Origin of the sequence: Erwinia sp. Eh17-17 (assembly GCF_039675725.1) — a bacterium.
GTDB lineage: Bacteria > Pseudomonadota > Gammaproteobacteria > Enterobacterales > Enterobacteriaceae > Erwinia.
Map to the genome: position 1 here is coordinate 1 of NZ_JBDFQT010000016.1, position 25,031 is coordinate 25,031.

General features: G+C 51.4%; 43 protein-coding genes and 1 pseudogene. 6 read left to right on the plus strand and 38 right to left on the minus strand.

What is annotated here, in order from left to right:
• The first annotated feature begins 302 nt into the window (after positions 1-302).
• Positions 303-857, plus strand: a complete 555-nt coding sequence (locus tag ABEH87_RS21195; protein ID WP_346579333.1) for a gamma carbonic anhydrase family protein — start codon at positions 303-305, stop codon at positions 855-857.
• Here the strand turns inward: ABEH87_RS21195 and ABEH87_RS21200 are convergent.
• Genes ABEH87_RS21200 through dprA form a run of 6 tightly spaced genes read right to left on the minus strand, consistent with a single transcriptional unit; the run spans position 824 to position 4,621 of the window.
• Positions 824-1,084, minus strand: coding sequence for a DUF1488 domain-containing protein (locus tag ABEH87_RS21200; RefSeq protein ID WP_346579335.1), 261 nt, complete (start codon positions 1,082-1,084; stop codon positions 824-826). The two genes, ABEH87_RS21195 and ABEH87_RS21200, sit on opposite strands and share 34 nt — an antisense overlap.
• Positions 1,081-1,896, minus strand: a complete 816-nt coding sequence (gene aroE, locus ABEH87_RS21205; protein WP_346579337.1) for a shikimate dehydrogenase — start codon at positions 1,894-1,896, stop codon at positions 1,081-1,083. Before aroE ends, ABEH87_RS21200 begins: the two co-directional genes overlap by 4 nt.
• 10 nt (positions 1,897-1,906) lie before the next feature.
• Entirely contained in the window at positions 1,907-2,473 is a 567-nt protein-coding gene (tsaC, locus tag ABEH87_RS21210; protein WP_346579339.1) for an L-threonylcarbamoyladenylate synthase type 1 TsaC, read from the minus strand.
• Positions 2,457-3,026 carry a topoisomerase DNA-binding C4 zinc finger domain-containing protein gene (locus tag ABEH87_RS21215; RefSeq protein WP_346579340.1) on the minus strand — a complete coding sequence of 190 codons (570 nt, stop codon included), beginning with the start codon at positions 3,024-3,026 and terminating at the stop codon, positions 2,457-2,459. Before ABEH87_RS21215 ends, tsaC begins: the two co-directional genes overlap by 17 nt.
• A 25-nt stretch (positions 3,027-3,051) precedes the next feature.
• On the minus strand, positions 3,052-3,525 hold the full coding sequence (gene smg / locus ABEH87_RS21220; protein WP_346579342.1) for a DUF494 family protein Smg: 474 nt from the start codon (positions 3,523-3,525) through the stop codon (positions 3,052-3,054).
• Positions 3,497-4,621 (minus strand): DNA-protecting protein DprA, encoded by a 1,125-nt coding sequence (dprA, locus tag ABEH87_RS21225; protein ID WP_346579344.1) that lies wholly within the window; start codon positions 4,619-4,621, stop codon positions 3,497-3,499. The genes smg and dprA overlap by 29 nt, the downstream gene beginning before the upstream one ends.
• A gap of 127 nt (positions 4,622-4,748) precedes the next feature.
• Between dprA and def the strand changes: the two genes are divergently transcribed.
• The 5 genes from def (at position 4,749) to mscL (ending at position 9,549) form a co-directional block, all read left to right on the plus strand.
• The gene (gene def, locus ABEH87_RS21230; RefSeq protein WP_346579346.1) at positions 4,749-5,258 is read left to right on the plus strand and encodes a peptide deformylase; all 510 of its coding nucleotides are present in this window, start codon (positions 4,749-4,751) and stop codon (positions 5,256-5,258) included.
• Positions 5,259-5,281: 23 nt separating this feature from the next.
• Positions 5,282-6,229, plus strand: coding sequence for a methionyl-tRNA formyltransferase (gene fmt, locus ABEH87_RS21235; RefSeq protein WP_346579348.1), 948 nt, complete (start codon positions 5,282-5,284; stop codon positions 6,227-6,229).
• A 50-nt stretch (positions 6,230-6,279) separates the two neighbouring features.
• On the plus strand, positions 6,280-7,569 hold the full coding sequence (gene rsmB / locus ABEH87_RS21240; RefSeq protein WP_346579350.1) for a 16S rRNA (cytosine(967)-C(5))-methyltransferase RsmB: 1,290 nt from the start codon (positions 6,280-6,282) through the stop codon (positions 7,567-7,569).
• 60 nt (positions 7,570-7,629) lie between these two features.
• Positions 7,630-9,006, plus strand: coding sequence for a Trk system potassium transporter TrkA (gene trkA / locus ABEH87_RS21245; RefSeq protein WP_346579352.1), 1,377 nt, complete (start codon positions 7,630-7,632; stop codon positions 9,004-9,006).
• A gap of 129 nt (positions 9,007-9,135) precedes the next feature.
• Positions 9,136-9,549, plus strand: coding sequence for a large-conductance mechanosensitive channel protein MscL (gene mscL / locus ABEH87_RS21250; protein ID WP_191935736.1), 414 nt, complete (start codon positions 9,136-9,138; stop codon positions 9,547-9,549).
• Between the two features lie 13 nt (positions 9,550-9,562).
• Here mscL and ABEH87_RS21255 read toward each other — a convergent pair whose 3' ends face one another.
• The 32 genes and pseudogenes from ABEH87_RS21255 to tuf all read right to left on the minus strand — a co-directional run.
• The gene (locus ABEH87_RS21255; RefSeq protein WP_346579354.1) at positions 9,563-9,805 is read right to left on the minus strand and encodes an alternative ribosome-rescue factor A; all 243 of its coding nucleotides are present in this window, start codon (positions 9,803-9,805) and stop codon (positions 9,563-9,565) included.
• Positions 9,806-9,861: 56 nt separating this feature from the next.
• On the minus strand, positions 9,862-10,293 hold the full coding sequence (zntR, locus tag ABEH87_RS21260; protein ID WP_346579356.1) for a Zn(2+)-responsive transcriptional regulator: 432 nt from the start codon (positions 10,291-10,293) through the stop codon (positions 9,862-9,864).
• Positions 10,293-10,664: a DUF1992 domain-containing protein gene (locus tag ABEH87_RS21265; RefSeq protein WP_346579358.1), complete on the minus strand. Its 372-nt coding sequence runs from the start codon at positions 10,662-10,664 to the stop codon at positions 10,293-10,295. The genes zntR and ABEH87_RS21265 overlap by 1 nt, the downstream gene beginning before the upstream one ends.
• A 120-nt stretch (positions 10,665-10,784) precedes the next feature.
• Positions 10,785-11,171: a 50S ribosomal protein L17 gene (gene rplQ, locus ABEH87_RS21270; RefSeq protein WP_004160560.1), complete on the minus strand. Its 387-nt coding sequence runs from the start codon at positions 11,169-11,171 to the stop codon at positions 10,785-10,787.
• Positions 11,172-11,211: 40 nt separating this feature from the next.
• Entirely contained in the window at positions 11,212-12,201 is a 990-nt protein-coding gene (rpoA, locus tag ABEH87_RS21275; RefSeq protein WP_002919219.1) for a DNA-directed RNA polymerase subunit alpha, read from the minus strand.
• A gap of 25 nt (positions 12,202-12,226) precedes the next feature.
• Entirely contained in the window at positions 12,227-12,847 is a 621-nt protein-coding gene (gene rpsD / locus ABEH87_RS21280; protein ID WP_048917625.1) for a 30S ribosomal protein S4, read from the minus strand.
• Positions 12,848-12,880: 33 nt separating this feature from the next.
• Positions 12,881-13,270 carry a 30S ribosomal protein S11 gene (gene rpsK, locus ABEH87_RS21285; protein ID WP_004160563.1) on the minus strand — a complete coding sequence of 130 codons (390 nt, stop codon included), beginning with the start codon at positions 13,268-13,270 and terminating at the stop codon, positions 12,881-12,883.
• Positions 13,271-13,286: 16 nt separating this feature from the next.
• Positions 13,287-13,643, minus strand: coding sequence for a 30S ribosomal protein S13 (gene rpsM / locus ABEH87_RS21290; protein ID WP_048917626.1), 357 nt, complete (start codon positions 13,641-13,643; stop codon positions 13,287-13,289).
• 146 nt (positions 13,644-13,789) lie between these two features.
• Positions 13,790-13,906: a 50S ribosomal protein L36 gene (gene rpmJ / locus ABEH87_RS21295; RefSeq protein WP_020322760.1), complete on the minus strand. Its 117-nt coding sequence runs from the start codon at positions 13,904-13,906 to the stop codon at positions 13,790-13,792.
• A 32-nt stretch (positions 13,907-13,938) separates the two neighbouring features.
• The gene (gene secY / locus ABEH87_RS21300; protein ID WP_004160567.1) at positions 13,939-15,270 is read right to left on the minus strand and encodes a preprotein translocase subunit SecY; all 1,332 of its coding nucleotides are present in this window, start codon (positions 15,268-15,270) and stop codon (positions 13,939-13,941) included.
• Between the two features lie 7 nt (positions 15,271-15,277).
• Complete coding sequence (rplO, locus tag ABEH87_RS21305; protein ID WP_346579360.1) at positions 15,278-15,712, minus strand: 50S ribosomal protein L15; 435 nt, start codon at positions 15,710-15,712, stop codon at positions 15,278-15,280.
• Between the two features lie 3 nt (positions 15,713-15,715).
• Positions 15,716-15,895, minus strand: coding sequence for a 50S ribosomal protein L30 (rpmD, locus tag ABEH87_RS21310; RefSeq protein WP_004160569.1), 180 nt, complete (start codon positions 15,893-15,895; stop codon positions 15,716-15,718).
• A 5-nt stretch (positions 15,896-15,900) separates the two neighbouring features.
• The gene (gene rpsE, locus ABEH87_RS21315; RefSeq protein ID WP_004160571.1) at positions 15,901-16,401 is read right to left on the minus strand and encodes a 30S ribosomal protein S5; all 501 of its coding nucleotides are present in this window, start codon (positions 16,399-16,401) and stop codon (positions 15,901-15,903) included.
• Between the two features lie 14 nt (positions 16,402-16,415).
• The gene (rplR, locus tag ABEH87_RS21320; protein ID WP_004160572.1) at positions 16,416-16,769 is read right to left on the minus strand and encodes a 50S ribosomal protein L18; all 354 of its coding nucleotides are present in this window, start codon (positions 16,767-16,769) and stop codon (positions 16,416-16,418) included.
• 9 nt (positions 16,770-16,778) lie between these two features.
• Positions 16,779-17,312: a 50S ribosomal protein L6 gene (gene rplF, locus ABEH87_RS21325; RefSeq protein ID WP_048917629.1), complete on the minus strand. Its 534-nt coding sequence runs from the start codon at positions 17,310-17,312 to the stop codon at positions 16,779-16,781.
• 12 nt (positions 17,313-17,324) lie between these two features.
• On the minus strand, positions 17,325-17,717 hold the full coding sequence (gene rpsH / locus ABEH87_RS21330) for a 30S ribosomal protein S8 (RefSeq protein ID WP_133847023.1): 393 nt from the start codon (positions 17,715-17,717) through the stop codon (positions 17,325-17,327).
• Between the two features lie 30 nt (positions 17,718-17,747).
• On the minus strand, positions 17,748-18,053 hold the full coding sequence (gene rpsN, locus ABEH87_RS21335) for a 30S ribosomal protein S14 (protein WP_052902737.1): 306 nt from the start codon (positions 18,051-18,053) through the stop codon (positions 17,748-17,750).
• Positions 18,054-18,066: 13 nt separating this feature from the next.
• On the minus strand, positions 18,067-18,606 hold the full coding sequence (rplE, locus tag ABEH87_RS21340) for a 50S ribosomal protein L5 (protein WP_200644130.1): 540 nt from the start codon (positions 18,604-18,606) through the stop codon (positions 18,067-18,069).
• Between the two features lie 14 nt (positions 18,607-18,620).
• A complete protein-coding gene (gene rplX / locus ABEH87_RS21345) occupies positions 18,621-18,935 on the minus strand; it encodes a 50S ribosomal protein L24 (protein WP_048917632.1) in 315 nt (104 codons plus the stop codon).
• Positions 18,936-18,945: 10 nt separating this feature from the next.
• The gene (gene rplN / locus ABEH87_RS21350; RefSeq protein WP_015960712.1) at positions 18,946-19,317 is read right to left on the minus strand and encodes a 50S ribosomal protein L14; all 372 of its coding nucleotides are present in this window, start codon (positions 19,315-19,317) and stop codon (positions 18,946-18,948) included.
• A gap of 166 nt (positions 19,318-19,483) precedes the next feature.
• Positions 19,484-19,738, minus strand: coding sequence for a 30S ribosomal protein S17 (gene rpsQ, locus ABEH87_RS21355; RefSeq protein ID WP_346579364.1), 255 nt, complete (start codon positions 19,736-19,738; stop codon positions 19,484-19,486).
• Positions 19,738-19,929, minus strand: coding sequence for a 50S ribosomal protein L29 (gene rpmC, locus ABEH87_RS21360; protein ID WP_048917635.1), 192 nt, complete (start codon positions 19,927-19,929; stop codon positions 19,738-19,740). Before rpmC ends, rpsQ begins: the two co-directional genes overlap by 1 nt.
• Positions 19,929-20,339 carry a 50S ribosomal protein L16 gene (rplP, locus tag ABEH87_RS21365; RefSeq protein WP_002438716.1) on the minus strand — a complete coding sequence of 137 codons (411 nt, stop codon included), beginning with the start codon at positions 20,337-20,339 and terminating at the stop codon, positions 19,929-19,931. Before rplP ends, rpmC begins: the two co-directional genes overlap by 1 nt.
• Before the next feature lie 12 nt (positions 20,340-20,351).
• Positions 20,352-21,050 carry a 30S ribosomal protein S3 gene (gene rpsC / locus ABEH87_RS21370; protein WP_002919766.1) on the minus strand — a complete coding sequence of 233 codons (699 nt, stop codon included), beginning with the start codon at positions 21,048-21,050 and terminating at the stop codon, positions 20,352-20,354.
• A gap of 17 nt (positions 21,051-21,067) precedes the next feature.
• Entirely contained in the window at positions 21,068-21,400 is a 333-nt protein-coding gene (rplV, locus tag ABEH87_RS21375) for a 50S ribosomal protein L22 (protein WP_000447532.1), read from the minus strand.
• 14 nt (positions 21,401-21,414) lie between these two features.
• Positions 21,415-21,693: a 30S ribosomal protein S19 gene (gene rpsS / locus ABEH87_RS21380; protein WP_004160590.1), complete on the minus strand. Its 279-nt coding sequence runs from the start codon at positions 21,691-21,693 to the stop codon at positions 21,415-21,417.
• 16 nt (positions 21,694-21,709) lie between these two features.
• The gene (rplB, locus tag ABEH87_RS21385) at positions 21,710-22,531 is read right to left on the minus strand and encodes a 50S ribosomal protein L2 (RefSeq protein ID WP_346579365.1); all 822 of its coding nucleotides are present in this window, start codon (positions 22,529-22,531) and stop codon (positions 21,710-21,712) included.
• 17 nt (positions 22,532-22,548) lie between these two features.
• Positions 22,549-22,851 (minus strand): 50S ribosomal protein L23, encoded by a 303-nt coding sequence (gene rplW, locus ABEH87_RS21390; RefSeq protein ID WP_062749336.1) that lies wholly within the window; start codon positions 22,849-22,851, stop codon positions 22,549-22,551.
• Entirely contained in the window at positions 22,848-23,453 is a 606-nt protein-coding gene (gene rplD / locus ABEH87_RS21395) for a 50S ribosomal protein L4 (protein WP_023656564.1), read from the minus strand. The genes rplW and rplD overlap by 4 nt, the downstream gene beginning before the upstream one ends.
• Before the next feature lie 10 nt (positions 23,454-23,463).
• Positions 23,464-24,093, minus strand: a complete 630-nt coding sequence (gene rplC, locus ABEH87_RS21400; RefSeq protein WP_048917638.1) for a 50S ribosomal protein L3 — start codon at positions 24,091-24,093, stop codon at positions 23,464-23,466.
• Positions 24,094-24,125: 32 nt separating this feature from the next.
• Complete coding sequence (gene rpsJ / locus ABEH87_RS21405) at positions 24,126-24,437, minus strand: 30S ribosomal protein S10 (RefSeq protein ID WP_001181005.1); 312 nt, start codon at positions 24,435-24,437, stop codon at positions 24,126-24,128.
• Between the two features lie 385 nt (positions 24,438-24,822).
• Positions 24,823-25,031: pseudogene (gene tuf, locus ABEH87_RS21410) on the minus strand (elongation factor Tu); the annotation flags it as partial.

The window sequence follows — 25,031 nt, forward strand, 5'->3', positions numbered from 1 at the left end:
ACGCTTTCCTCCTTCGGAGTCAACTTCTTTTTGAGAAGTTTTTCCGGCGGTTCAGATGCTTCCTGAACCTCCTGAGCCGCTGGCCTGTAAGCCGCTGTGCCGTCTCAGTGGTTGCGCATTATAGGGATCCGAATTTATTGCACAAGCCTTTTTTGGATCTTTCTTTTCAGTTGCTGAGTTTTCACTCTTATCGTTGAGATCTCAGACGATCCGCACAAAATTGACGCATTTTTTTGCCTCGATCATTGATCAATAATCGCCTTAGCGTCAGGCTAACGGAAACATATCAACCAGAGGTCGTGATGAGTCACAACGTACGTTCATATAAAGGAGTGCGTCCCCAGTTGGGTGAACGCGTGATGATTGATACTACCAGCGTCGTCATTGGTGATGTTGAACTGGCTGATGATGTCGGCATCTGGCCACTGGTCGTTATCCGCGGGGACGTTAACCGCGTCAGCATAGGTAAGCGTACAAACATCCAGGACGGTAGCGTACTGCACCTGACTCACAAATCAGCGGCTAATCCGGAGGGTCATCCGCTGATCGTTGGAGAAGATGTCACTATCGGACATAAAGCGATGCTTCACGGCTGCACCATTGGTAATCGGGTGCTGGTCGGCATGGGGGCGATTTTGCTGGATGGTGTAATAGTAGAAGATGACGTGATGATTGGAGCGGGAAGCCTGGTCTCGCCGGGCAAGAGACTGGAAAGTGGCTTCCTCTATTTAGGTAGCCCGGCGAAAAAGGTACGCCCACTAACTAAAGAAGAGATTGGCGGCCTTCTCTATTCAGCAAATAACTATGTTACCTGGAAAAATGACTACCTGTCAGAAGAGAGCCAGAACCAGCCCTGAGCATCTTCTTCCTGTCGTTTAATCGCCTGCGCGGCATCGTCCTCAAGCTCCCAGCGGTGCAGGCGAAAACAGCTCAGGGCATCGCCATCAGCGGTAAAGCGGCTAAGTAATGCTTTGCCGCTGATGGCACAAACACACTGAAAACCATTGACCAGCGCCGTAAAGCAAACCGCCTGAGCGGTTTCATCCCACCACTCTCTTTCGGGAAAATGAATCGCCTGATTCACGCACTCATCTCTGTTTTCAGCCTATTAATGACGGGCGTAATGTCTGGCATAACGCCGTGCCATAACATAAAGGAGTGTGCCGCCTGGCCCACCAGCATTCCCAGACCATCTGCCATACGCTTCGCACCCTGCTGGCGACACCATTGCAGGAACGGGGTCTCGCCTACCTGATAGAACATGTCGTAACAGCGGGTCTGGTCATTCACCAGCGTGGCTGGCAGATCCGGGATTCCACCTGCCACACCGCTGGACGTCGCGTTGATCACCAGATCGAACGACATCCCAGCAAGCTTATCGCGGGTTAGTGACTGCACATCGCCGTGGGATCGGAACAACTGCTCCAGCTCCGCAGCTTTCGCATGAGTACGGTTAATGATGGTGATGCTGCAATTGACAGAAAGTAAAGGGAGGATCACGCCACGGGCTGCACCACCCGCACCGATCAGCAGGATCCGATCGCCAGGCTGGATCAGCTGCAAACGCTGCAGATCGCTCAGCAAACCCACACCGTCGGTGTTATCTCCTGACAGGCGGCCATCATCCAGCTTCTTCAGCGTATTGACCGCCCCCGCCAGCGCCGCACGTTCACTCAGTTCACTGGCCAGAGTGTAAGCCTGCTGTTTAAAGGGCAGCGTCACGTTAGCGCCTTTCCCCCCGGCGGCAAAAAACTCACGCGCCGCCGGCTCAAAGCCATCAACCGGTGCACAAAAACGCGTGTAAGGATGAGCAATCCCGGTCTGCTCAGCAAACAGCTGATGGATACGCGGCGATTTACTGTGATTAATCGGATTTCCAAAGACGACAAACGACATAGTGTTCTCTTTATCCCTGGCGAATAAGCTCACCGGTTAATACATCACGTATTTCTGATGGATTCTGACGGCCACCGGTTTCCCCCTGGAATACCGGAAAATCATCACCAAACTGCGCAAGAACTTCCGACACAATACGGCAGGGGGCTAATCCGGTCAGGTTGGCACTGGTGGAAACCAGCGGCTTACCAAAACCGTTGCACAGTGCGGCAACGCCGGGGTGATCGCTTACGCGCACGGCCAGTGAGGAAAAGCGCCCGGTCAGCCAGGTGGGTGTCGTAGCCCGTGCCGGCAGCACCCAGGTTACCGGTCCCGGCCAGCGGGAAAACATGCGTTCCTTCTGCACGGCAGAAAGTTGTTCGTCTGCAATATAGGGCATCAGCTGCTGATAGTCAGAGGCAATCAGGATTAGCCCCTTCTCTACCGGGCGACGTTTCAACGCCAGCAGCCGCATCACTGCAGTTTCACTGTCAGGATCGCAACCTAAACCGAATACAGCTTCAGTGGGGTAAGCTATCACTGCTGACTGACGTAACTGATTAATGCACCGCGCTAGCGAGTCATCCACGGATTTCATCTTCACTACCATTCTCTGACGTTACAGGTTTGCCACAGGCTTTACTGGCGCAGAAACGCTTTGCACCTCTGGCGGTTTTCTTTTCGATAAGCAGCGGGAACTGGCAAAAATCGCAGACGCCTTCAATAGGGGTGAAATTAACCGCAAACTGGCAGTCCGGATAGCGGTCGCAGGCATGGAAGGTTTTACCGTAGCGCGATCGACGCTGCACCAGCTTACCGCTCTGGCACTGTGGGCAGGCGAGCGTGGTTTCATCCGGCTTATCGATGGTTTCGGTGTGTTCGCATTCGGGGTAGTCACTGCAGGCGACAAACATGCCATAGCGGCCCTGACGCAGCACCAGTCCGGCACCGCATTTCGGGCACAGTTGCCCGTCGAGCACTTTGACAATGTGCCCGTCAGCCTGGCCTTTTAGCGGACGAATATAGTCGCACTCGGGATAAAGTGAGCATCCAAGAAAAGCGCCATGCTTCCCGGAGCGAATAACCAGTTCTGCCCCACACTGGGGGCAGGGTTCATTTTTTCGCACAGCGAAAAGCGCTGTTTTATTCATAGCATTGTGTACACGAAGGCAATCTTCAGTGCAGCATTCCTTCATTGACGTCGAAAAGTAGCTCTTCCATTTGCTGATAGGCGTTTTCACATCCGGGGATATTAAACAGCACCATCAGCACCACCCATTTGAGATCGTCCAGATCAAACTCGAGGGTATCAAGCGCCATAATACGTTCAATGACCATTTCGCGCGTTTCCAGATTCAGCACCTGAATTTGCTCCAGGAACAGAATAAAACCACGACAGTTGGCATCTAAACGCTGGCTCTCTTCCTCGGTGTAGATACGCATAGACAGCGGATCGGTAGTCAGCTGAATCGGAGCAACCAGACCTTCCTGATAATCCGCCAGCTTTTCCAACCAGTTCAACGCATTATAAATATCTTCACGATGAAAACCTGCTTCGGCTAAATCATCCGTCAATTTATCCTGGTCAACTCGCATTTCTGCTTCGTTGTGGATGTACGTTTCAAATAGATACATTAGTACGTCGAACATGGCTTGCCCTCCTCAATCGGACATAGCCGCCGGGTACAGCTGCGATCCACCCTGCTAACTCCAACTCAAGCAGCTTCGCTACGATGGCTGGCACAGGTTGGCCGGCACGTTCAGCGACGACGTCAACAGGTGTAACCTCATCTCCTACGTTAGCCAACACATCGGGAAATGGCAATGGAGGATTACAACTCTGTGCTGAATTGTTTGTCAGTTGTGATAAATCGGGCAGCCATGAAAGATCGCTCTGTATCTGTTCGATAATATTGTTGGGATGCGCTACCAGTAATGCGCCCTGCTGAATCAGCCAGTGTGTCCCTTCACTACCGGGATTGCCCAGCGGTCCGGGAAGAGCATATACATCGCGATTTTGCTCCAGCGCCAGTTTGGCAGTGACCAGTGAACCGCTGCGTAACGTCGCTTCAACCACCAGAACGCCCAGGCTAAGCCCGCTGATGATTCGGTTTCGCCGTGGAAAATGCGCAGGTAATGGTTTAACCGACAGCGGAAACTCTGAGACCAGTGCCCCACCGCTGGAAATAATCTGGTCTGCCAGCGCCAGATGACGCCGTGGATAGAGGGTATTCAGGCCACTGCCCAGTACGGCAATGGTTTTACCCTGCACGTCCAGCGCGGCGCGGTGGGCGACACCGTCAATACCCAAGGCCAGCCCACTGGTAATCGTCAGTCCACTGAGTGCCAGCGCCTGGCTGAACCAACTGCCCCACTCACGTCCATAGTGCGAACAGTGGCGGCTTCCCACCACGGCTAACTGTCTGGAGGCCAGTAAGGTCGGGTCACCGGCCACAAACAGTATCAGGGGAAAATGGGCGATCGCTTTTAACTGCTCTGGATAAAAAGGGCTCAGTGGCGTAATGAAATAGTGCTGAGGAGCCTCCAGCCATTCAAGACTCTGCGCAACGATCTCTTGATCGTAATGGAGGAACCCCTGCTGCTGTTCAGGCGACAAACCCAGCGCTGCCAGTTCATGGCCATCGGGCTGCCTGCCAGCCTGTAACGTCGTCAATAATACCAGACGCTGTGAACTGTGCAGTCCGGGCACGCCTGAGAGCCGTAAGGCCATTTCCACTGGTGACATAAATCACTCCCTGATTTTGCCCCTTCACCCTGAAGGTTACCTGCCGGGAATGCTGTCAATCACAGCGCGAAATGTCTACAATAAGAGGGATAAATATCTAATCCCTTGAACACAGATCTGGAAAGTTATGTCAGTCTTGCAGGTATTACATTTTCCTGACGAGCGCCTGCGCATCGTTGCGAACCCCGTAAAAGAAGTGAATGCCGATATTCAGCGTATCGTCGATGATATGTTTGAAACAATGTATGCCGAGGAAGGTATCGGCCTGGCCGCAACTCAGGTAGATATCCATCAGCGTATTATTGTTATCGATGTCTCTGAGAATCGTGACGAACGCCTCGTGCTCATTAACCCTGAACTGCTGGAAGAGAGCGGTGAAACGGGCATTGAAGAAGGCTGCCTGTCTATTCCTGAACAGCGCGCACTGGTACCACGTTCCGAGAAAGTTAAAATCCGGGCGCTGGACCGTGACGGTAACAGCTATGAGCTGGAAGCTGATGGCCTGCTGGCAATCTGTATTCAGCACGAGATGGATCACCTGGTGGGTAAATTGTTTATTGATTACCTGTCGCCAATGAAACGTCAGCGTATTCGCCAGAAGCTGGAAAAACTGTATCGCCAGAGCGCCCGTGACTGAGTTCGCTGACTATAGGGAATAACGTGTCCGAATCATTGAAAATCATTTTTGCCGGCACCCCTGACTTTGCAGCGCGTCATCTTGACGCGCTGCTGTCATCCGGGCATCAGGTTGTCGGTGTCTTCACCCAGCCGGACCGCCCTGCGGGCCGGGGTAACAAGCTCACTGCCAGCCCGGTGAAACAACTGGCTGAGCAGCACAGCATTCCTGTGTTTCAGCCGAAATCGCTACGTCCCGAAGAGAATCAACAGCTGGTCGCCACGCTAAATGCCGATGTCATGGTTGTGGTTGCCTATGGGTTGATCCTGCCAAAAGCCGTGCTGGACATGCCACGTCTCGGCTGTATCAATGTTCATGGTTCTCTACTGCCGCGCTGGCGCGGTGCGGCTCCTATCCAGCGTTCGCTGTGGGCCGGTGACGCTGAGACCGGCGTTACCATTATGCAAATGGATGTTGGCCTGGATACCGGCGATATGCTGCATAAACTGGCCTGTCCCATCGAAGCCCACGACACCAGCGCTACCCTGTACGCCAAACTGGCAGATCTCGGGCCCAATGGGATGCTGACCACGCTGGCGCAATTAGCCAATGGCAGCGCCAGACCTGAAGTTCAGGATGAGTCGCTGGTCAGCTATGCCGAGAAGCTGAGCAAGGAAGAAGCCCGTCTTGACTGGTCGCTATCTGCCGCGCAGCTGGAACGCTGTATCCGTGCTTTTAATCCCTGGCCTGTCAGCTATTTCGTTATTGATGAACAGCCGGTGAAAGTGTGGAAGGCTTCCGTTCTGGCCACCGTTAGCGGACACCAGCCGGGAGAAATCCTGCAGGCCGATAAACACGGCATTCAGGTGGTTACCGCCGATGGCGTGCTGAATATTGAAGAATTGCAGCCCGCCGGCAAGAAAGCGATGAAAGCCCAGGACCTGCTTAACTCCCGCCGTGAATGGTTTACTCCGGGCAATATCATTGCCTGACGCATTGCCCGGCGTTCAGGCCGGGCAAGCGTGAGAATTGCGAATCCACTATGAAAAAAAATACCAATTTACGCAGTGTTGCTGCCCAGACTATCGAAAAGGTCGTCGAACAGGGGCAATCACTCAGTAACGTGCTGCCCGCTGCACAGAAATCTGTCGGTGAGAAAGATGCAGCCCTGTTGCAAGAGCTTTGCTATGGCGTACTGCGCACCCTGCCGCAGCTGGAATGGATAATCAGCAAGCTGATGTCACGCCCGATGACCGGTAAGCAGCGAACGATCCACTACCTGATCATGGTCGGCCTCTATCAGTTGATGCACACCCGCATCCCGGCGCATGCCGCGCTGGCAGAAACAGTGGAAGGTGCGATCGCGCTGAAACGTCAGCAGTTAAAAGGCCTGATCAACGGCGTACTGCGTCAGTTCCAGCGTCAGCAGGAAGCGTTGATGGAGCAGATGAACGATGGCGATCAACAATACCTGCATCCTAAATGGCTGCTGGAACGCCTGAAACGTGCCTGGCCTGGAGAGTGGCAGCACATTGTTGAGGCCAATAATCAACGCCCTCCGATGTGGCTGCGCGTTAACCGTAACCATAACAGCCGTGATGCCTGGCTGGCGCTGCTGGAGGAGAGTGGGAAAACTGCCTTTGCTCATCCACAGCATGCCGATGCATTAAGACTGGAAACCCCCTGTGCCGTCGGCCAGCTCCCCGGCTTTGCCCAGGGTTGGGTTACCGTTCAGGATGCTTCAGCTCAGGGCTGTGTGGCGCTGCTCGACCCGCAGAACGGCGAGAAGATCCTCGACCTCTGTGCTGCACCGGGTGGGAAAACCACGCATATTCTCGAGGCGGCCCCGCAGGCTGACGTCATGGCGGTGGATGTTGATGCCCAGCGTCTGGCCAGAATTAGTGAGAATTTGCAGCGACTGAATATGCAGGCAGACGTTAAGCTGGGTGACGGGCGCACCCCGCAGGCCTGGTGCGGTGATACGCAGTTCGACCGCATCCTTCTTGACGCGCCATGCTCGGCAACCGGCGTGATCCGTCGCCATCCGGACATCAAATGGCTGCGTCGCGATCGCGACATCCCGGAGCTTGCTCTGCTGCAGCAGCAGATTCTGGATGCAGTCTGGCCACATCTGAAGTCAGGAGGAACGCTGCTGTACGCGACCTGCTCAGTATTGCCTGAAGAGAATGCTTTGCAGATTAGTCAGTTCCTGCAACGTCACGCTGACGCGCAACTGCGTGATACCGGCGATCTCTCCCGACCGGGCATTCAGGTCTTTCCTCAGGTCGACGGTGGCGATGGCTTCTATTACGCTAAATTGATAAAACAGTGACCCGCATGGCGCGTTAAACTGCGCCTTTCCCCTGAACAACAACCAACAGACTGAAGCAAAATGAAAATTATCATTCTTGGTGCAGGACAGGTCGGTGGAACGCTTGCTGAAAACCTGGTCGGTGAAAACAACGATATTACCGTGGTCGATACCGATGCGCTGCGTCTGCGTCAGTTACAGGATAAGTTCGACCTGCGGGTGGTTCAGGGTCATGGCTCACATCCGCGGGTACTGCGTGAGGCCGGGGCGGAAGATGCCGATATGCTGGTCGCAGTGACTAATTCTGATGAAACCAATATGGTGGCCTGTCAGGTCGCCTATTCTCTGTTTAACACCCCTAACCGCATCGCCCGTATCCGCGCGCCGGATTACATTCGCGATGCAGATAAATTATTCATTCCTGAAGCGGTACCGATTGACCATCTGATCTCGCCTGAGCAGCTGGTGATCGACAACATCTATCGCCTGATTGAATATCCTGGCGCACTGCAGGTGGTCAATTTTGCCGAAGGCAAGGTCAGCCTCGCAGTAGTGAAAGCCTATTACGGCGGACCACTGGTGGGTAATGCCCTTTCAGTGATGCGAGAACATATGCCGCATATCGATACACGTGTGGCAGCTATATTCCGTCAGGATCGTCCTATCCGCCCCCAGGGCTCCACCATCATTGAAGCGGGTGATGAAGTCTTTTTCATCGCTGCCAGCCAGCATATTCGCGCGGTGATGAGTGAGTACCAGCGCCTTGAGAAACCCTATAAACGCATTATGATCGTCGGCGGCGGAAATATTGGTTTCGGCCTGGCTCAGCGCCTGGAGAAACATTACAGCGTGAAGCTGATCGAACGCGATCAGCAGCGAGCCGCTGAGCTGGCGCAGAACCTGCAAAATACCATCGTCTTTTATGGCGATGCTTCGGATCAGGAACTGCTGGCTGAAGAACACGTCGATCAGATCGATCTGTTCATCGCCATCACCAATGACGATGAAGCCAACATCATGTCGGCGATGCTGGCTAAGCGCATGGGGGCGAAGAAAGCCATGGTGCTGATTCAGCGCCGCGCCTATGTGGATCTGGTTCAGGGCAGTGTGATCGATATTGCTATCTCGCCTCAGCAGGCGACGATTTCAGCCCTGCTCGGCCACGTGCGTAAAGCCGATATCGTGGGCGTCTCCTCACTACGTCGTGGCGTTGCAGAGGCGATTGAGGCGATTGCACATGGTGATGAATCAACGTCTAAAGTGGTTGGCCGCCAGATTGATGATATCAAGCTGCCACCAGGCACCATTATCGGTGCGGTTGTGCGCGGGAATGATGTGATTATCGCCAATGATAACCTGCGTATTGAACAGAGTGACCATGTGATCATGTTCCTGACGGATAAAAAGTTTGTACCGGATGTCGAAAGGTTATTCCAGCCAAGCCCGTTCTTCCTCTGACCCTTTCCCGTTTTCCCACTTTTCCCCGGTCCTGGTGCCGGGTGATTGTTAACTTTTGTAAGCCCTGGCCATGGCAAAAGAACAATCCTTTGTTAAACTTGGCAAATTGGCAAAAAATGGGAGCTGACAATGAGTTTATTCAAAGAGTTTCGCGACTTCGCGATGCGCGGCAACGTGGTGGACCTGGCCGTCGGTGTCATCATCGGTGCCGCGTTTGGTAAAATAGTGTCCTCACTGGTGGCAAACATTATTATGCCACCGCTGGGATTACTGATCGGTGGCGTCGATTTTAAGCAGTTTGCCTGGGTGCTAAAACCCGCGGAAGGTGAAACAGCAGCAGTTGTGATGCAGTACGGGATTTTCCTGCAAACCATCTTTGATTTTGTCATCGTCGCTTTTGCTATCTTTATGGCAATCAAAGTGATGAACAAAATGTACAAGAAAAAAGAAGTAGAAAAGCCGGTGGCAAAACCTTCTGCAGAAGAAACGCTGTTAAGCGAAATCCGCGACCTGCTGAAAGAACAGAACAACAAAACGCTGTAATGAACTGAAAAAATTAAACCGCCATCACCGGCGGTTTTTTTATACCCTTAATAAGCAGAAGGCCAGTGGTAAAACCGCTGTTAGCGAGCTTACCACTGGCCTCCCAGTTACCTTTCTTCGCGTGCTTATCTTTACGCCGGTAGCTGCCTTTACCTTTCTGATTAGCTTCAATACGCGTCTTAAACAGTGGATCGTGTAACAACGCTTCAAGAGCATTATCACGGATTATGCCTTTCTTATGCTGATAAACAGTCATGATGTTTTCCTGTTAATTAATGACGTCGAAGAATATAGACCTGCGATGACGAAAATTCAACCGGTGCTTTTAGCCACCGTGGTGGTTGCTCCCTTTTCAAGGGCTTCCAGTATCGAGCAGTAGGCACTACTGTGAGCGCTGCCACAGCAGGCATCATTCAGCCGTTTAAGGGAACGCTGCATATGCTTTAACTCTCTGAGCATAGACTCAACCTCATTCAGCCGCTTCTGCACGATAGTCTTTGATTCCTGGCAAGTGTGATGCTCAGGATCAACGCGAATGGACAGCAGCTCACGAATCGATTCCAGCGTGAAACCCAGCTGACGGCCATAGCGGATAAATTTGAGACGTTGCAGATCGCTGTCGCTGTAAAGACGGAACCCTCCGCCGGTACGTACTTCATGATCCATCATCTGCTGTTTTTCGTAAAAACGAATAGTATCTGGCGTAACGTCAGCCAGCTTAGCCAGTTGTCCGATTCGGTACATTATTTTTCCTCTAGAAAGTGCTGCTGAACTTTTCCGCCATAACCCCCGTGCAGAAAATCAGTACAGATCCCCGCCTGCCGCAGCTTAATCTCCAGAAGCCGCAGACGCTGTTCCTGCTGCTGATAGCGCTGGTCAGCCGGATCGACAGTACGCAATAGTTCATCCAGTTCCAGCGCTTCGCGCCTCATTTCAAGTTCCGGTTGCAGATAACCCGAATTTTTGAGAATGCGATAGCCCGCGCGTAACTCTGCCGGTACATGGCTGTCATCATCCAGCTGTAAGGGGCGGCCGGAACCGGGAAGATCGTCAAGTTCACCCTGACGCAGCGCAGCAAGGATGTGTTTTTCGGCCAGTTGATCAAGTAAGGACATCGGGGCCTCCATCTGTCAGATTGAGGTCAGCATAACGTATTTGGGCGGGAGATAAAAAGTAGCAGGAATTTTGGATATAAAAAAACCCCGCAAGCGGGGCTTTTTCAGTACTGCGGCAGATTACTCTGCTACAGCTTCTGCTTGAGCTTCTGGACGATCAACCAGCTCGATGTAAGCCATCGGAGCGTTGTCACCAGCGCGGAAGCCACACTTCAGAATGCGAGTGTAACCACCTGCACGGCTCGCGAAACGCGGACCGAGCTCATTAAACAGTTTTGCCACGATCTCGTTATCACGAGTACGGGCGAATGCCAGACGACGATTAGCTACGCTGTCGGTCTTGGCAAGAGTAATCAGCGGCTCAACTACGCGACGCAGCTCTTTCGCTTTTGGCAGGGTCGTCTTGATGATCTCATGACGAACCAAAGAGCCAGCCATGTTGCGGAACATAGCCTGACGATGGCTGCTGTTACGGTTCAGTTGACGACCACTCTTACGATGGCGCATGACCTTATCCTTCTCAGTGAAACCTTAACCTGTGATCGGGTTATTCATCAGCAATGCTAGCTGGCGGCCAGTTTTCCAGGCGCATGCCCAGAGACAGACCACGAGAAGCCAGCACATCTTTAATCTCAGTAAGAGATTTTTTACCAAGGTTAGGCGTTTTAAGCAGCTCAACCTCGGTACGCTGTACCAGATCACCGATGTAGTGGATAGCTTCTGCCTTAAGGCAGTTAGCAGAGCGGACAGTCAATTCCAGATCGTCAACAGGGCGCAGCAAGATCGGATCGAATTCTGGTTTCTCTTCTTTCACTTCCGGCTGACGTACATCACGTAAGTCGACGAAAGCTTCCAGTTGTTCTGCCAGGATGGTTGCCGCACGGCGGATCGCTTCTTCAGGATCAATAGTGCCGTTGGTTTCCATTTCGATGACCAGCTTGTCCAAATCGGTACGCTGTTCTACACGCGCTGCTTCAACATTGTAGGCAATTCGCTCTACAGGGCTGTAGCAGGCGTCGACCAACAGACGACCAATTGGGCGCTCATCTTCTTCCGAATGAATTCGGGCAGAAGCCGGCACATAACCACGACCACGCTGAACTTTGATACGCATGCTAATAGCGGCGTTTTCATCGGTCAGGTGACAGATCACGTGCTGCGGCTTGACGATTTCGACATCCCCATCATGGGTGATATCGGCTGCAGTCACAGGGCCAATGCCAGATTTATTCAGAGTAAGAATAACTTCATCTTTGCCCTGAACTCTTACCGCCAAACCTTTCAGGTTGAGCAGGATTTCCAGGATATCTTCCTGTACGCCCTCTTTGGTGCTGTACTCATGCAGTACACCATCAATTTCAACCTCGGTCACCGCGCAACCCGGCATTGATGAAAGCAGAATACGGCGCAGTGCGTTACCAAGAGTATGGCCAAAGCCACGCTCTAAAGGCTCAAGGGTCACCTTGGCGTGCGTCGAACTCACTTGCTCGATATCTACCAGGCGCGGTTTTAGAAACTCTGTCACAGAACCCTGCATTGTGTCCTCTCTTTGGTACTAAGCCTTACTTGGAGTAAAGCTCGACGATCAGGTGTTCGTTAATGTCCGCAGACAGATCGGTACGTTCAGGAATACGCTTGAACACACCTTCCATCTTAGTTGCATCAACTTCCAGCCAGGTTGGCTTTTCACGCTGTTCAGCCAGCTCCAGAGCGGCTTTCACGCGAGACTGCTTTTTGGCTTTCTCACGGATGCTAACAACGTCATTCGGAGTTACCTGATAAGAAGCGATGCTAACAACGCGGCCGTTTACCAAAATAGATTTGTGGCTAACCAGCTGACGTGCTTCTGCACGAGTGGCGCCAAAGCCCATACGGTAAACTACGTTATCCAGACGACCTTCCAGCAGAGCTAACAGGTTTTCACCGGTGTTGCCTTTCAGACGAGCTGCTTCTTTATAATAGTTACGGAACTGACGCTCGAGCACGCCGTACATACGACGAACTTTCTGCTTTTCACGTAACTGCACGCCATAGTCAGACAGACGTGGCTTGCGCGCACCGTGCTGACCAGGAGCTTGTTCAATCTTACACTTGGTATCAATCGCGCGAACGCCAGACTTAAGGAACAGGTCTGTGCCTTCACGACGGCTCAGCTTGAGCTTAGGACCCAAATATCTTGCCATTTTCTTTCTCCAACATTCCTAAAAAACGGGGCGTTATACGCGACGTTTTTTCGGCGGACGACAACCGTTGTGAGGGATCGGAGTCACATCAGTAATATTAGTGATGCGGAAACCAGCAGCGTTCAGGGCACGAATTGTTGATTCGCGGCCTGGACCAGGACCCTTAACCATAACTTCCAGGTTCTTAATACCGTAATCTTTCACGGCCTCTGCGCAACGCTCTGCAGCAACCTGCGCAGCGAACGGCGTAGACTTACGAGAACCACGGAAACCGGAACCACCGGCTGTTGCCCAACCCAGCGCATTACCCTGACGATCGGTAATAGTTACGATGGTGTTGTTAAAAGATGCATGGACATGAGCCACGCCATCAGAGACTTGCTTTCTTACACGCTTGCGTGCACGAACTGGTGCCTTTGCCATTATTCAATCACCCCGATTATTTCTTGATCGGTTTACGCGGACCCTTACGGGTACGTGCGTTGGTCTTGGTACGCTGACCGCGCACTGGAAGACCACGACGATGACGCAAACCACGATAGCAACCAAGGTCCATAAGACGCTTGATGCTCAGGGTGACTTCACGACGCAGATCGCCTTCAACAACAAATTTCGCTACTGCATCACGCAGAATGTCGATTTGTTCTTCAGACAGCTCACTGATCTTAACATTTTCAGCGATTCCCGTAGATGCACAGATAGCCTGTGAACGGGTCTTGCCGATACCGAAAATTGCAGTTAATGCGATAACGGTATGTTTATGATCAGGAATGTTAATGCCTGCTATACGGGCCACTATGCACTCCTATTTAATTACTTATGCGTCCCATGCCGAAAAGCCCGTTTTCAGGATACTCAAATGGAAACGCATAGACATACAAAAGATTGGCTGGCTAATCTAGCCAGCTCAACCCGACTTTGCAAGAAAAATATGCGATTAAATCAGCCTTGGCGCTGTTTATGCTTAGGCTCGGCACTACAAATCACACGCACGACACCGTCGCGACGAACGATTTTGCAGTTACGACATAATTTCTTGACGGAAGCACGAACTTTCATTTTTACTCTCCGTAACTTCTCAAGCACCTGAATTAACGGCCGTAGCCCTTCAGGTTAGCTTTCTTCAATGCAGACTCGTACTGACTTGACATCATCAGAGTTTGCACTTGAGCCATAAAGTCCATGATGACAACGACTACGATCAGCAGTGATGTACCGCCGAAGTAGAATGGAACTTTCATCGCATCTCGCATGAACTCCGGGATCAGGCAGATAAAGGTAATGTACAACGCACCGATTAAGGTCAGGCGGGTCATTACTTTATCGATATACTTCGCCGTCTGTTCTCCCGGACGAATACCTGGTACAAATGCACCAGACTTCTTCAGGTTATCTGCTGTTTCACGCGGGTTAAACACCAGCGCTGTGTAGAAGAAACAGAAGAAGATGATTGCAGTCGCATAGAGTAGCACATAAAGCGGTTGACCTGGCTGTAACGACATAGAAATAGTCGTTAACCAGTTCCAGCCAGTTCCGCCCCCGAACCATGACGCGATGGTTGCTGGGAACAGAATGATGCTGGAAGCGAAGATAGCAGGTATTACACCGGCCATATTAACTTTCAACGGTAAATGTGTGCTCTGCGCAGCATAGACACGACGGCCTTGCTGACGTTTCGCATAGTTCACCACAATGCGGCGTTGACCACGCTCAACGAAAACAACGAAGAAGGTCACTGCAAATACGAGAACTGCAACCAACAGCAACAGGAGGAAGTGCAGGTCGCCTTGCCGCGCTTGCTCGATGGTATGGCCAATGGCCGGCGGCAGACCCGCAACGATACCAGCGAAGATAATGATTGAGATACCGTTACCGATACCTCGCTCAGTTATCTGCTCGCCCAGCCACATCAGGAACATTGTCCCGGTAACCAGACTGACAACAGCGGTAAAGTAGAAAGCAAAACCTGGGTTTAACACCAGACCCTGCATTCCTGGCATATTCGGCAGGCCGGTAGCAATACCGACCGCCTGGAATATACCTAATACCAGAGTACCGTAACGGGTGTACTGGCTAATCTTACGACGGCCAGCCTCCCCTTCTTTCTTGATCTCAGCTAACGCTGGATGAACCACCGTCAGCAGCTGGATAATAATCGAGGCCGAAATATACGGCATAATACCCAGGGCAAAGATAGAAGCACGGCTCAGTGCACCACCAGAGAACATGTTGAACATTTCAATGATGGTGCCACGCTGTTGCTCAAGCAATTTGGCAAGTACAGTGGCATCGATACCAGGGATCGGAATAAAAGAACCAATACGGAAGACAATCAGCGCACCAATTACAAACAGAAGTCTGCGTTTTAGTTCGCCAAAACCACCCTTGGCACTTTGAAAATCTAATCCCGGTTGCTTAGCCATCTGCTACTTATTCCTCAATTTTACCGCCAGCAGCTTCGATTGCAGCACGAGCGCCTTTAGTGACACGCAGACCGCGAATCGTTACCGGTGCAGAAACTTCGCCAGACAGGATCACTTTCGCGAACTCCATCTGAATACCGATAATGTTTGCTGCTTTCAGCGTGTTCAGGTCGACGATACCGCCTTCAACTTTCGCCAGGTCAGACAGACGAACTTCTGCAGTGACCATTGCTTTGCGAGAGGTGAAACCGAATTTCGGCAGACGACGGTACAGAGGCATCTGGCCGCCTTCAAAACCACGACGTACGCCACCGCCAGAACGTGAGTTCTGACCTTTGTGACCGCGACCGCCGGTTTTGCCGAGACCAGAACCAATACCACGACCCAGACGCTTGTTAGCGTGCTTGGAACCGTCGGCCGGAGACAGAGTATTTAAACGCATCTGTTACTCCTCCACTTTAACCATGTAGGAAATCGCGTTAACCATGCCGCGTACTGCTGGCGTGTCTTCACGCTCTACGGTGTGGTTAATACGACGCAGACCCAGGCCAAGCAGCGTTGCCTTGTGTTTAGGCAAACGGCCGATCGAACTGCGGGTTTGAGTAATTTTAATAGTCTTAGCCATGGTCATTACCCCAGAATGTCTTCAACGGATTTGCCACGCTTGGCAGCGACCATTTCTGGGGAATTCATGTTGGCCAGGCCATCCAGAGTTGCACGAACCACGTTGATCGGGTTGGTGGAACCGTAGGCTTTAGCCAGAACGTTATGAACCCCAGCAACTTCGAGAACGGCGCGCATTGCACCACCGGCAATAATACCGGTACCTTCTGAAGCTGGTTGCATGAACACACGAGAACCTGTGTGCACACCTTTAACAGGGTGCTGCAGGGTGCCGTTGTTCAGCGCGACATTGATCATATTGCGACGAGCTTTTTCCATCGCTTTCTGGATCGCTGCTGGAACTTCACGCGCTTTACCGTAACCAAAACCGATGCGACCATTACCATCACCAACAACAGTCAGAGCTGTGAAGGAGAAAATACGGCCACCTTTAACGGTTTTCGATACGCGATTTACCGCGATCAGCTTTTCCTGCAGTTCGCCAGCTTGTTTTTCGATGTGTGCCATCTTACACCTCTACCTTAGAACTGTAGGCCAGCTTCACGGGCAGCATCTGCCAGTGCCTGGACACGACCATGATATTGGAAACCAGAACGGTCGAAAGAAACACCAGTGATGCCTTTTTCGATTGCGCGTTCAGCAACTGCTTTACCAACAGCAGCGGCAGCGTCTTTGTTTCCAGTGTACTTCAGTTGCTCACTGATAGCTTTTTCTACTGTAGAAGCAGCGACCAGGACTTCAGAACCGTTTGGTGCGATTACCTGTGCGTAAATATGACGCGGGGTACGATGTACCACCAGGCGAGTAGCACCCAGCTCTTTGAGCTTGCGACGTGCGCGGGTCGCACGACGGATACGAGCAGATTTCTTATCCATAGTGTTACCTTACTTCTTCTTAGCCTCTTTGGTACGCACGACTTCGTCGGCGTAACGAACACCCTTGCCTTTATAAGGCTCAGGACGACGGTAGGCGCGTAAATCTGCTGCAACCTGGCCAATCAGCTGTTTATCAGCGCCTTTCAGCACGATTTCAGTCTGAGTTGGACATTCAGCAGTGATTCCCGCTGGCAGCGCGTGGTCAACCGGGTGAGAGAAGCCCAGGGCTAAGCTCACAGAGTTGCCTTTAACGGCTGCACGATAACCTACACCAACCAGCTGCAGCTTCTTAGTGAAGCCTTCGGTAACACCGATAACCATAGCGTTCAGCAGAGCGCGTGAAGTACCAGCCTGCGCCCAACCATCCACAAAACCTTCGCGCGGAGCGAAAGTCAGGGTGTTGTCAGCATGCTTAACTTCTACAGCTTTGTTGAGCGTACGAGTCAGCTCGCCGTTTTTACCTTTAATCGAAATTACCTGACCGTCGAGTTTTACCTCTACGCCGGCAGGAATCGCGACTGGTGCTTTAGCAACACGAGACATTTATTCCTCCGATTAAGCTACGTAGCAGATAATTTCGCCGCCAAGACCTGCCTGGCGAGCTGCACGATCGGTCATAACACCTTTAGAGGTAGAGATAACAGCGATACCCAGTCCAGCCATAACTTTTGGCAGTTCGTCTTTGCGTTTGTAGATACGCAGACCTGGACGGCTTACACGCTGAATGCTCTCAACCACTGCCTTGCCCTGGAAATACTTAAGAGTCAGTTCCAGTTCAGGCTTGGTGTCGCCTTCGATTTTAAATTCTTCAATATAGCCTTCTTCCTTCAGCACGTTGGCAATAGCCAATTTCAGCTTGGAGGAAGGCATGGTGACCGCAACTTTGTTCGCGGCTTGACCGTTACGGATACGGGTCAGCATATCCGCGATCGGATCTTGCATGCTCATCTGTCTTTACTCCCGTGATTCAATTGGTAATTACCAGCTAGCCTTTTTCAAGCCAGGTACTTCACCGCGCATGGCGGCTTCACGCAACTTGATACGGCTCAGACCGAATTTGCCCACATAACCATGTGGACGGCCAGTTTGGCGGCAGCGGTTACGCTGACGAGACGGGCTGGAATCACGCGGCAGAGTTTGCAGCTTGAGAACAGCATTCCAACGATCTTCGTCGGATGAGTTCACACTTGAAATGATAGCTTTCAGTTCCTCGCGTTTAGCGCGGTACTTGTCAGCCAGTTTCACGCGAACGACTTCGCGTGCTTTCATCGATTGCTTAGCCATCAGTAACCCTGCCTTACTTGCGGAACGGGAAGTTAAAAGCAGCCAAAAGTGCGCGGCCTTCATCATCAGATTTCGCAGTGGTGGTAATGGTGATATCCAAACCACGAACGCGGTCGACTTTGTCATAGTCGATCTCTGGGAAGATGATCTGCTCACGAACGCCCATGCTGTAGTTACCACGGCCATCGAATGACTTAGCGGACAAGCCACGGAAGTCACGGATACGTGGAACAGCAATAGAAATCAGACGCTCAAAGAACTCCCACATGCGTTCGCCACGCAGAGTTACTTTACAGCCGATCGGATAGCCCTGACGGATTTTGAAGCCTGCAACTGATTTGCGTGCTTTGGTGATAAACGGTTTTTGACCGGAGATTGCTGCCAAGTCAGCTGCTGCGTTATCCAGCAGTTTCTTGTCAGCGATCGCTTCACCCACACCCATATTCAGGGTGATCTTCTCGACCCGAGGGACTTGCATGACAGAATTGTAGCTAAACTCAGTCATGAGTTTTTTAACTACTTCGTCTTTGTAGTAATCATGCAGTTTCGCCATCGTACTACTCCAAATTACTTGATAGTTTCGCTGTTCGATTTGAAGAAACGGACTTTTTTGCCGTCTTCGAATCTAAAGCCTACACGGTCAGCCTTGCCGGTTGCCGAGTTGAAGAGTGCAACGTTAGAAACCTGAATAGCAGCTTCTTTTTCAACGATGCCACCTGGTTGGTTCAGAGCCGGAACCGGCTTTGAGTGCTTCTTAACCAGGTTGATACCTTCAACAATCAGTTTGCCTGAAGACAGAACATTTTTTACTTTACCGCGCTTACCTTTATCTTTGCCGGTCAGCACGATAACTTCGTCATCGCGACGGATTTTAGCTGCCATTTTTCGCTCCTTAGAGTACTTCTGGTGCCAGAGAGATAATTTTCATGAACTTTTCAGTACGAAGTTCACGAGTTACCGGCCCAAAAATACGCGTTCCGATAGGCTGCTCACTGTTATTGTTTAAAATAACGCATGCATTACCATCGAAGCGAATGACAGAACCGTCCGGGCGACGAACACCCTTCCTGGTGCGCACCACTACCGCTTTCAGCACATCACCCTTCTTAACCTTACCGCGAGGAATTGCTTCCTTGATGGTAATTTTGATGATGTCGCCTACGCCTGCGTAGCGACGGTGCGAGCCACCCAGAACCTTGATACACATTACGCGACGTGCACCGGAGTTGTCGGCGACGGTCAGCATAGTCTGTTCTTGGATCATTTTAGTGCTCCGCTAATGTCAACTACTACTTCGGGACCTGATTCAGGTCGTATAAAAGCCCCATTATTGAGGGCGCAGCATTATAACACTGCTTCCTGCATATGGGTAGAAAAAATAAACGGCTCTTGCGAGCCGTTTATCTTATTTTTTAGAGAGGCAGATTCTATTACAGAATCGCTTTCTCTACAACGCGAACCAGCGTCCAGGACTTAGTCTTGGACAGTGGACGGCATTCGCGGATTTCAACCACGTCGCCGATACCACATTCGTTGTTCTCGTCATGTACGTGCAGTTTGGTCGTACGTTTGATGAATTTCCCGTAGATCGGGTGCTTCACAACACGTTCGATTGCAACAACCATGGATTTCTCCATCTTGTCACTCAGAACACGACCTTGCAGAGTACGGATTTTATCGGTCATTACGCACCCGCCTTCTCAGTCAGTAAAGTCTTAACGCGTGCAACATCACGACGAACATTCTTCAAGACGTGAGTCTGTTGAAGTTGGCCTGATGCTGCCTGCATGCGCAGATTGAACTGCTCACGCAGCAGGTTAAGAAGCTCAGTGTTCAGCTCTTCAACGCTTTTTTCACGCAGCTCTGTTGCTTTCATTACATCACCGTCTTAGTTACAAAGGTGGTTTTGATAGGCAGTTTTGCTGCTGCCAGCTTGAATGCTTCACGGGCCAGCTCTTCCGGTACGCCGTCCATTTCATACAGGACTTTACCAGGCTGGATTAAGGCAACCCAATACTCTACGTTACCTTTACCTTTACCCATACGCACTTCCAGCGGCTTCTCGGTAATTGGTTTGTCCGGGAATACACGGATCCAAATTTTACCTTGACGCTTAACTGCACGGGTCATAGCACGACGTGCTGCTTCGATCTGACGTGCAGTCAGACGACCACGGCCAACAGCTTTCAGACCGAAAGTACCGAAGCTAACATCCGTACCCTGCGCCAGACCACGGTTGCGGCCTTTATGCACTTTACGGAATTTTGTACGCTTTGGTTGTAACATCAGCGACTCTCCTTACTTACGGCCTTTACGCTGCTGCTTTTTAGGTTGAGCAGCCGGTTCCGGTTGTTCAACAGCAGCCATACCACCCAGGATCTCACCTTTGAAGATCCATACCTTAACGCCGATTACACCATAAGTGGTGTGGGCTTCAGAGGTGTTGTAGTCAATGTCTGCACGCAGAGTGTGCAGTGGCACGCGGCCTTCACGGTACCATTCAGTACGCGCGATTTCTGCACCGCCAAGACGGCCACTAACTTCAACTTTGATCCCTTTAGCGCCCAGACGCATTGCGTTCTGTACAGCACGCTTCATAGCACGACGGAACATCACACGACGCTCCAGCTGTGAAGTGATGCTGTCAGCAACCAATTTAGCGTCCAGTTCCGGTTTACGGACTTCGGCGATATTGATCTGTGCAGGAACGCCAGCGATATCCGCTACGACCTTGCGCAGTTTTTCTACATCTTCGCCTTTCTTACCGATAACGATGCCAGGGCGAGCGGTGTGAATAGTCACACGGATGCTCTTAGCCGGACGCTCGATAACGATACGAGAAACGGATGCTTTAGCCAGTTCTTTAGTCAGGAACTGACGCACTTTAAAGTCGCTGTCCAGGTTGTCAGCGAATTCTTTGGTATTTGCGAACCAGGTAGAGTTCCAGGGTTTAACAATACCCAGGCGAATACCATTAGGATGTACTTTCTGACCCATTGCTAGTCTCCAGAGTCTCAGCGATCGGACACAACCACAGTAATGTGGCTGGTGCGCTTCAGGATGCGATCTGCACGACCTTTTGCACGAGGCATAATGCGCTTCATGCTTGGGCCTTCGTCTACGAAGATCTTCGTGACTTTCAGATCATCAATGTCAGCGCCATCGTTGTGTTCGGCGTTAGCAATGGCAGATTCCAGGACCTTCTTGACCAGTACAGCCGCTTTCTTATTGGTGTAGGTCAGAATGTCCAGAGCCTGCGACACTTTCTTACCGCGTACAAGATCCGCTACCAGGCGAACCTTCTGTGCAGAAGAACGAGCGTGGCGATGTTTAGCGATAGTTTCCATCTCTTCCTCCTGCCTTAGCGTTTCTTGGCTTTTTTATCAGCCGCGTGGCCGCGATAAGTACGAGTCGGTGCAAATTCACCCAGTTTGTGACCGACCATTTCGTCGGAAACAAAGACAGGAACGTGCTGACGACCATTATGGACAGCGATGGTCAAACCGATCATGTTAGGGAAGATCGTTGAACGACGGGACCAGGTGCGCAGTGGCTTCTTGTCTCCGCTTTCCAAAGCTTTCTCTACCTTCTTCAGCAAGTGCAGGTCAATAAAAGGACCTTTCTTGAGAGAACGTGGCATGGCTTATCCTCTAAAATTATTTGCTACGGCGACGTACGATGAACTTATCGGTACGCTTGTTGCTGCGGGTTTTCTTACCTTTGGTCTGAACGCCCCACGGGGTTACCGGGTGCTTACCAAAGTTTTTACCCTCACCACCACCGTGCGGGTGATCAACTGGGTTCATCGCCGTACCGCGAACGGTAGGACGAATACCACGCCAACGGGCTGCACCGGCTTTACCCAGAACGCGAAGCATGTGCTCAGCGTTACCGACTTCGCCCAGGGTCGCGCGGCAGTCAATTTCGACTTTACGCATTTCACCAGAACGCAGACGCAGGGTAACGTAAGAACCATCACGCGCAACGATCTGCACGTAAGTACCAGCAGAGCGAGCAATCTGACCGCCTTTGCCTGGTTTCATTTCTACGTTATGCACGGTAGAACCAACTGGGATGTTACGCATCGGCAGGGCGTTACCTGCTTTAATCGCAGCATCAACGCCAGACTGAATCTGGTCGCCAGCTTTCAGGCCTTTAGGGGCCAGGATGTAACGGCGTTCGCCGTCTTTGTACAGAACCAGTGCGATATTCGCAGAGCGGTTCGGATCGTACTCAAGACGTTCAACGGTCGCTGGGATACCATCTTTGTTGCGTTTGAAGTCAACAATACGGTAAGCCTGCTTGTGTCCACCACCGATATGACGGGTAGTGATGCGACCATTGTTGTTACGGCCACCGGATTTGCTGTTTTTCTCAACCAGCGGGGCGAATGGTTTGCCCTTGTGCAGCTCCGCGTTTACCACTTTAACTACATGGCGACGACCCGGAGATGTCGGTTTACATTTAACAATTGCCATTGTTCTTCTCCTCCGACTTACTCAGCGCCGCCTGCGAAGTCCAGATTCTGGCCTTCTTTCAGGGTGACGTAAGCTTTTTTCCAGTCGCTACGACGACCAATACGCTGCCCAGAACGCTTAGTTTTGCCTTTAACCAGCAAAGTGTTCACGACTTCTACTTCAACTTCGAAAAGTTTCTGTACAGCGGCTTTGATTTCTGCTTTGGTCGCGTCTTTCGCAACTTTGAGAACGATGGTGTTGGTTTTTTCCATCGCAGCAGATGCTTTTTCAGATACGTGCGGCGCGCGCAGTACTTTCAGCAGACGTTCTTCACGGATCATGCCAGCATCTCCTCAACTTGCTTAACTGCGTCAGCAGTCATAACGACTTTGTCGAAGGCGATCAGGCTAACTGGGTCGATACCTGCAGCATCACGAACGTCAACCTTGTACAGGTTACGCGCGGCCAGGAACAAGTTCTCTTCCAGTTCGCCAGTGATGATCAGCACGTCTTCCAGAGCCATGTCTTTCAGTTTTTCTACCAGCAGCTTCGTTTTAGGAGCTTCCAGAGAGAACTGCTCGACAACGATCAGACGATCTTGACGTACCAGTTCGGACAGGATGCTTTTCAGCGCGCCGCGGTACATCTTTTTATTAACTTTTTGACTGTGGTCCTGTGGCTTCGCAGCAAAGGTCACACCACCTGAACGCCAGATTGGGCTCTTTACAGAACCTGCACGCGCACGGCCGGTACCTTTCTGGCGCCACGGCTTTTTGCCGGAACCAGTTACTTCAGCACGAGTCTTCTGAGCACGAGTACCCTGACGAGCACCTGCTGCATAAGCAACAACAACCTGGTGTACCAGCGCTTCGTTGAAATCACGACCGAAGGTAGTTTCGGAAACAGTCAGCGCGCTTTGCGCGTCTTTCAATACTAATTCCATTGCTATCCCCTTACGCCTTCACAGCTGGTTTAACGATAAGGTCGCAACCGGTAGCACCGGGTACTGCACCTTTAACCAGCAGCAGGTTGCGCTCAGCGTCAACACGTACAACGTCCAGACTCTGAACTGTTACACGCTCGTTGCCCATCTGGCCTGCCATTTTCTTGCCTTTGAACACTTTGCCCGGAGTCTGGTTCTGACCGATAGAACCCGGTACGCGGTGTGACAAGGAGTTACCGTGCGTAGCATCCTGAGTACGGAAGTTCCAGCGCTTTACAGTACCGGCAAAACCTTTACCTTTAGATGTTCCAGTCACGTCAACTTTTTTCACGTCAGCGAAAATGTCAACATTAATGCTCTGACCTACAGTGAACTCTGCGCCTTCAACAGTGCGGAATTCCCACAGACCACGGCCAGCTTCAACGCCAGCTTTAGCAAAATGACCTGCTTCAGGCTTAGTTACACGGTTTGCTTTTTTAGCACCGGTAGTTACCTGGATAGCAGTGTAACCGTCGTTTTCCAGGCCTTTGACCTGAGTAACGCGGTTTGCTTCAATTTCGATCACGGTTACAGGGATAGAAACGCCATCTTCTGTGAAGATACGGGTCATACCCACTTTTTTACCGACTAAACCAATCATTGTTTCAACCTCTCAATCGCTCAATGACCTGATTAACCCAGGCTGATCTGCACGTCAACACCTGCAGCCAGATCCAGACGCATCAGAGCATCAACCGTTTTCTCGGTTGGCTCAACGATGTCAACCAGACGCTTGTGAGTGCGAATCTCATACTGATCGCGCGCATCTTTGTTGACGTGCGGAGAGATCAGAACGGTAAAGCGCTCTTTGCGGGTCGGCAGCGGGATAGGACCACGTACCTGCGCACCAGTGCGCTTGGCAGTCTCTACGATTTCCGCAGTTGATTGATCGATCAGACGATGATCAAACGCTTTAAGACGGATACGGATTCTTTGGTTCTGCATGAGACCAGAGCTCCAATTATTTATAAACGAAAAGAATTACTACTCGCATCCATTACGATTGATGGAGGAGTGTAATCGTTGAGCACATAACCCGCATATCGCGAGTATTGTTGACAGGCACTTTCGTACTTGCCTGCGACTCATATTGAATCGCGCCAGACCATATTGGCAGGCCCGCGTATTATACGTACATTGAGGGTTAAAGCAACTCCATTGTGCATTTTATCGCTAATGGCGTTTCAGAGAGTGAATAGCCTTGTCCCCTCCCCTGTTCTCAAACGGAGGATTTAACCCCATCCTGAAACACCGGCATAAAAAAAGAGCGCCTGAGCGCTCTCTCTTCATTGCTCTGGCAGAGCGAACTCTGCCAGACAAGTATCGACAATTAAGCGATAACTTTAGCAACAACACCTGCACCAACGGTACGGCCGCCTTCGCGAATTGCGAAACGCAGACCGTCGTCCATTGCGATTGGGTGGATCAGGGTAACAACCATCTGAATGTTGTCACCTGGCATGACCATCTCAACGCCTTCTGGCAGTTCGATGGTACCGGTCACGTCAGTAGTACGGAAGTAGAACTGTGGACGGTAGC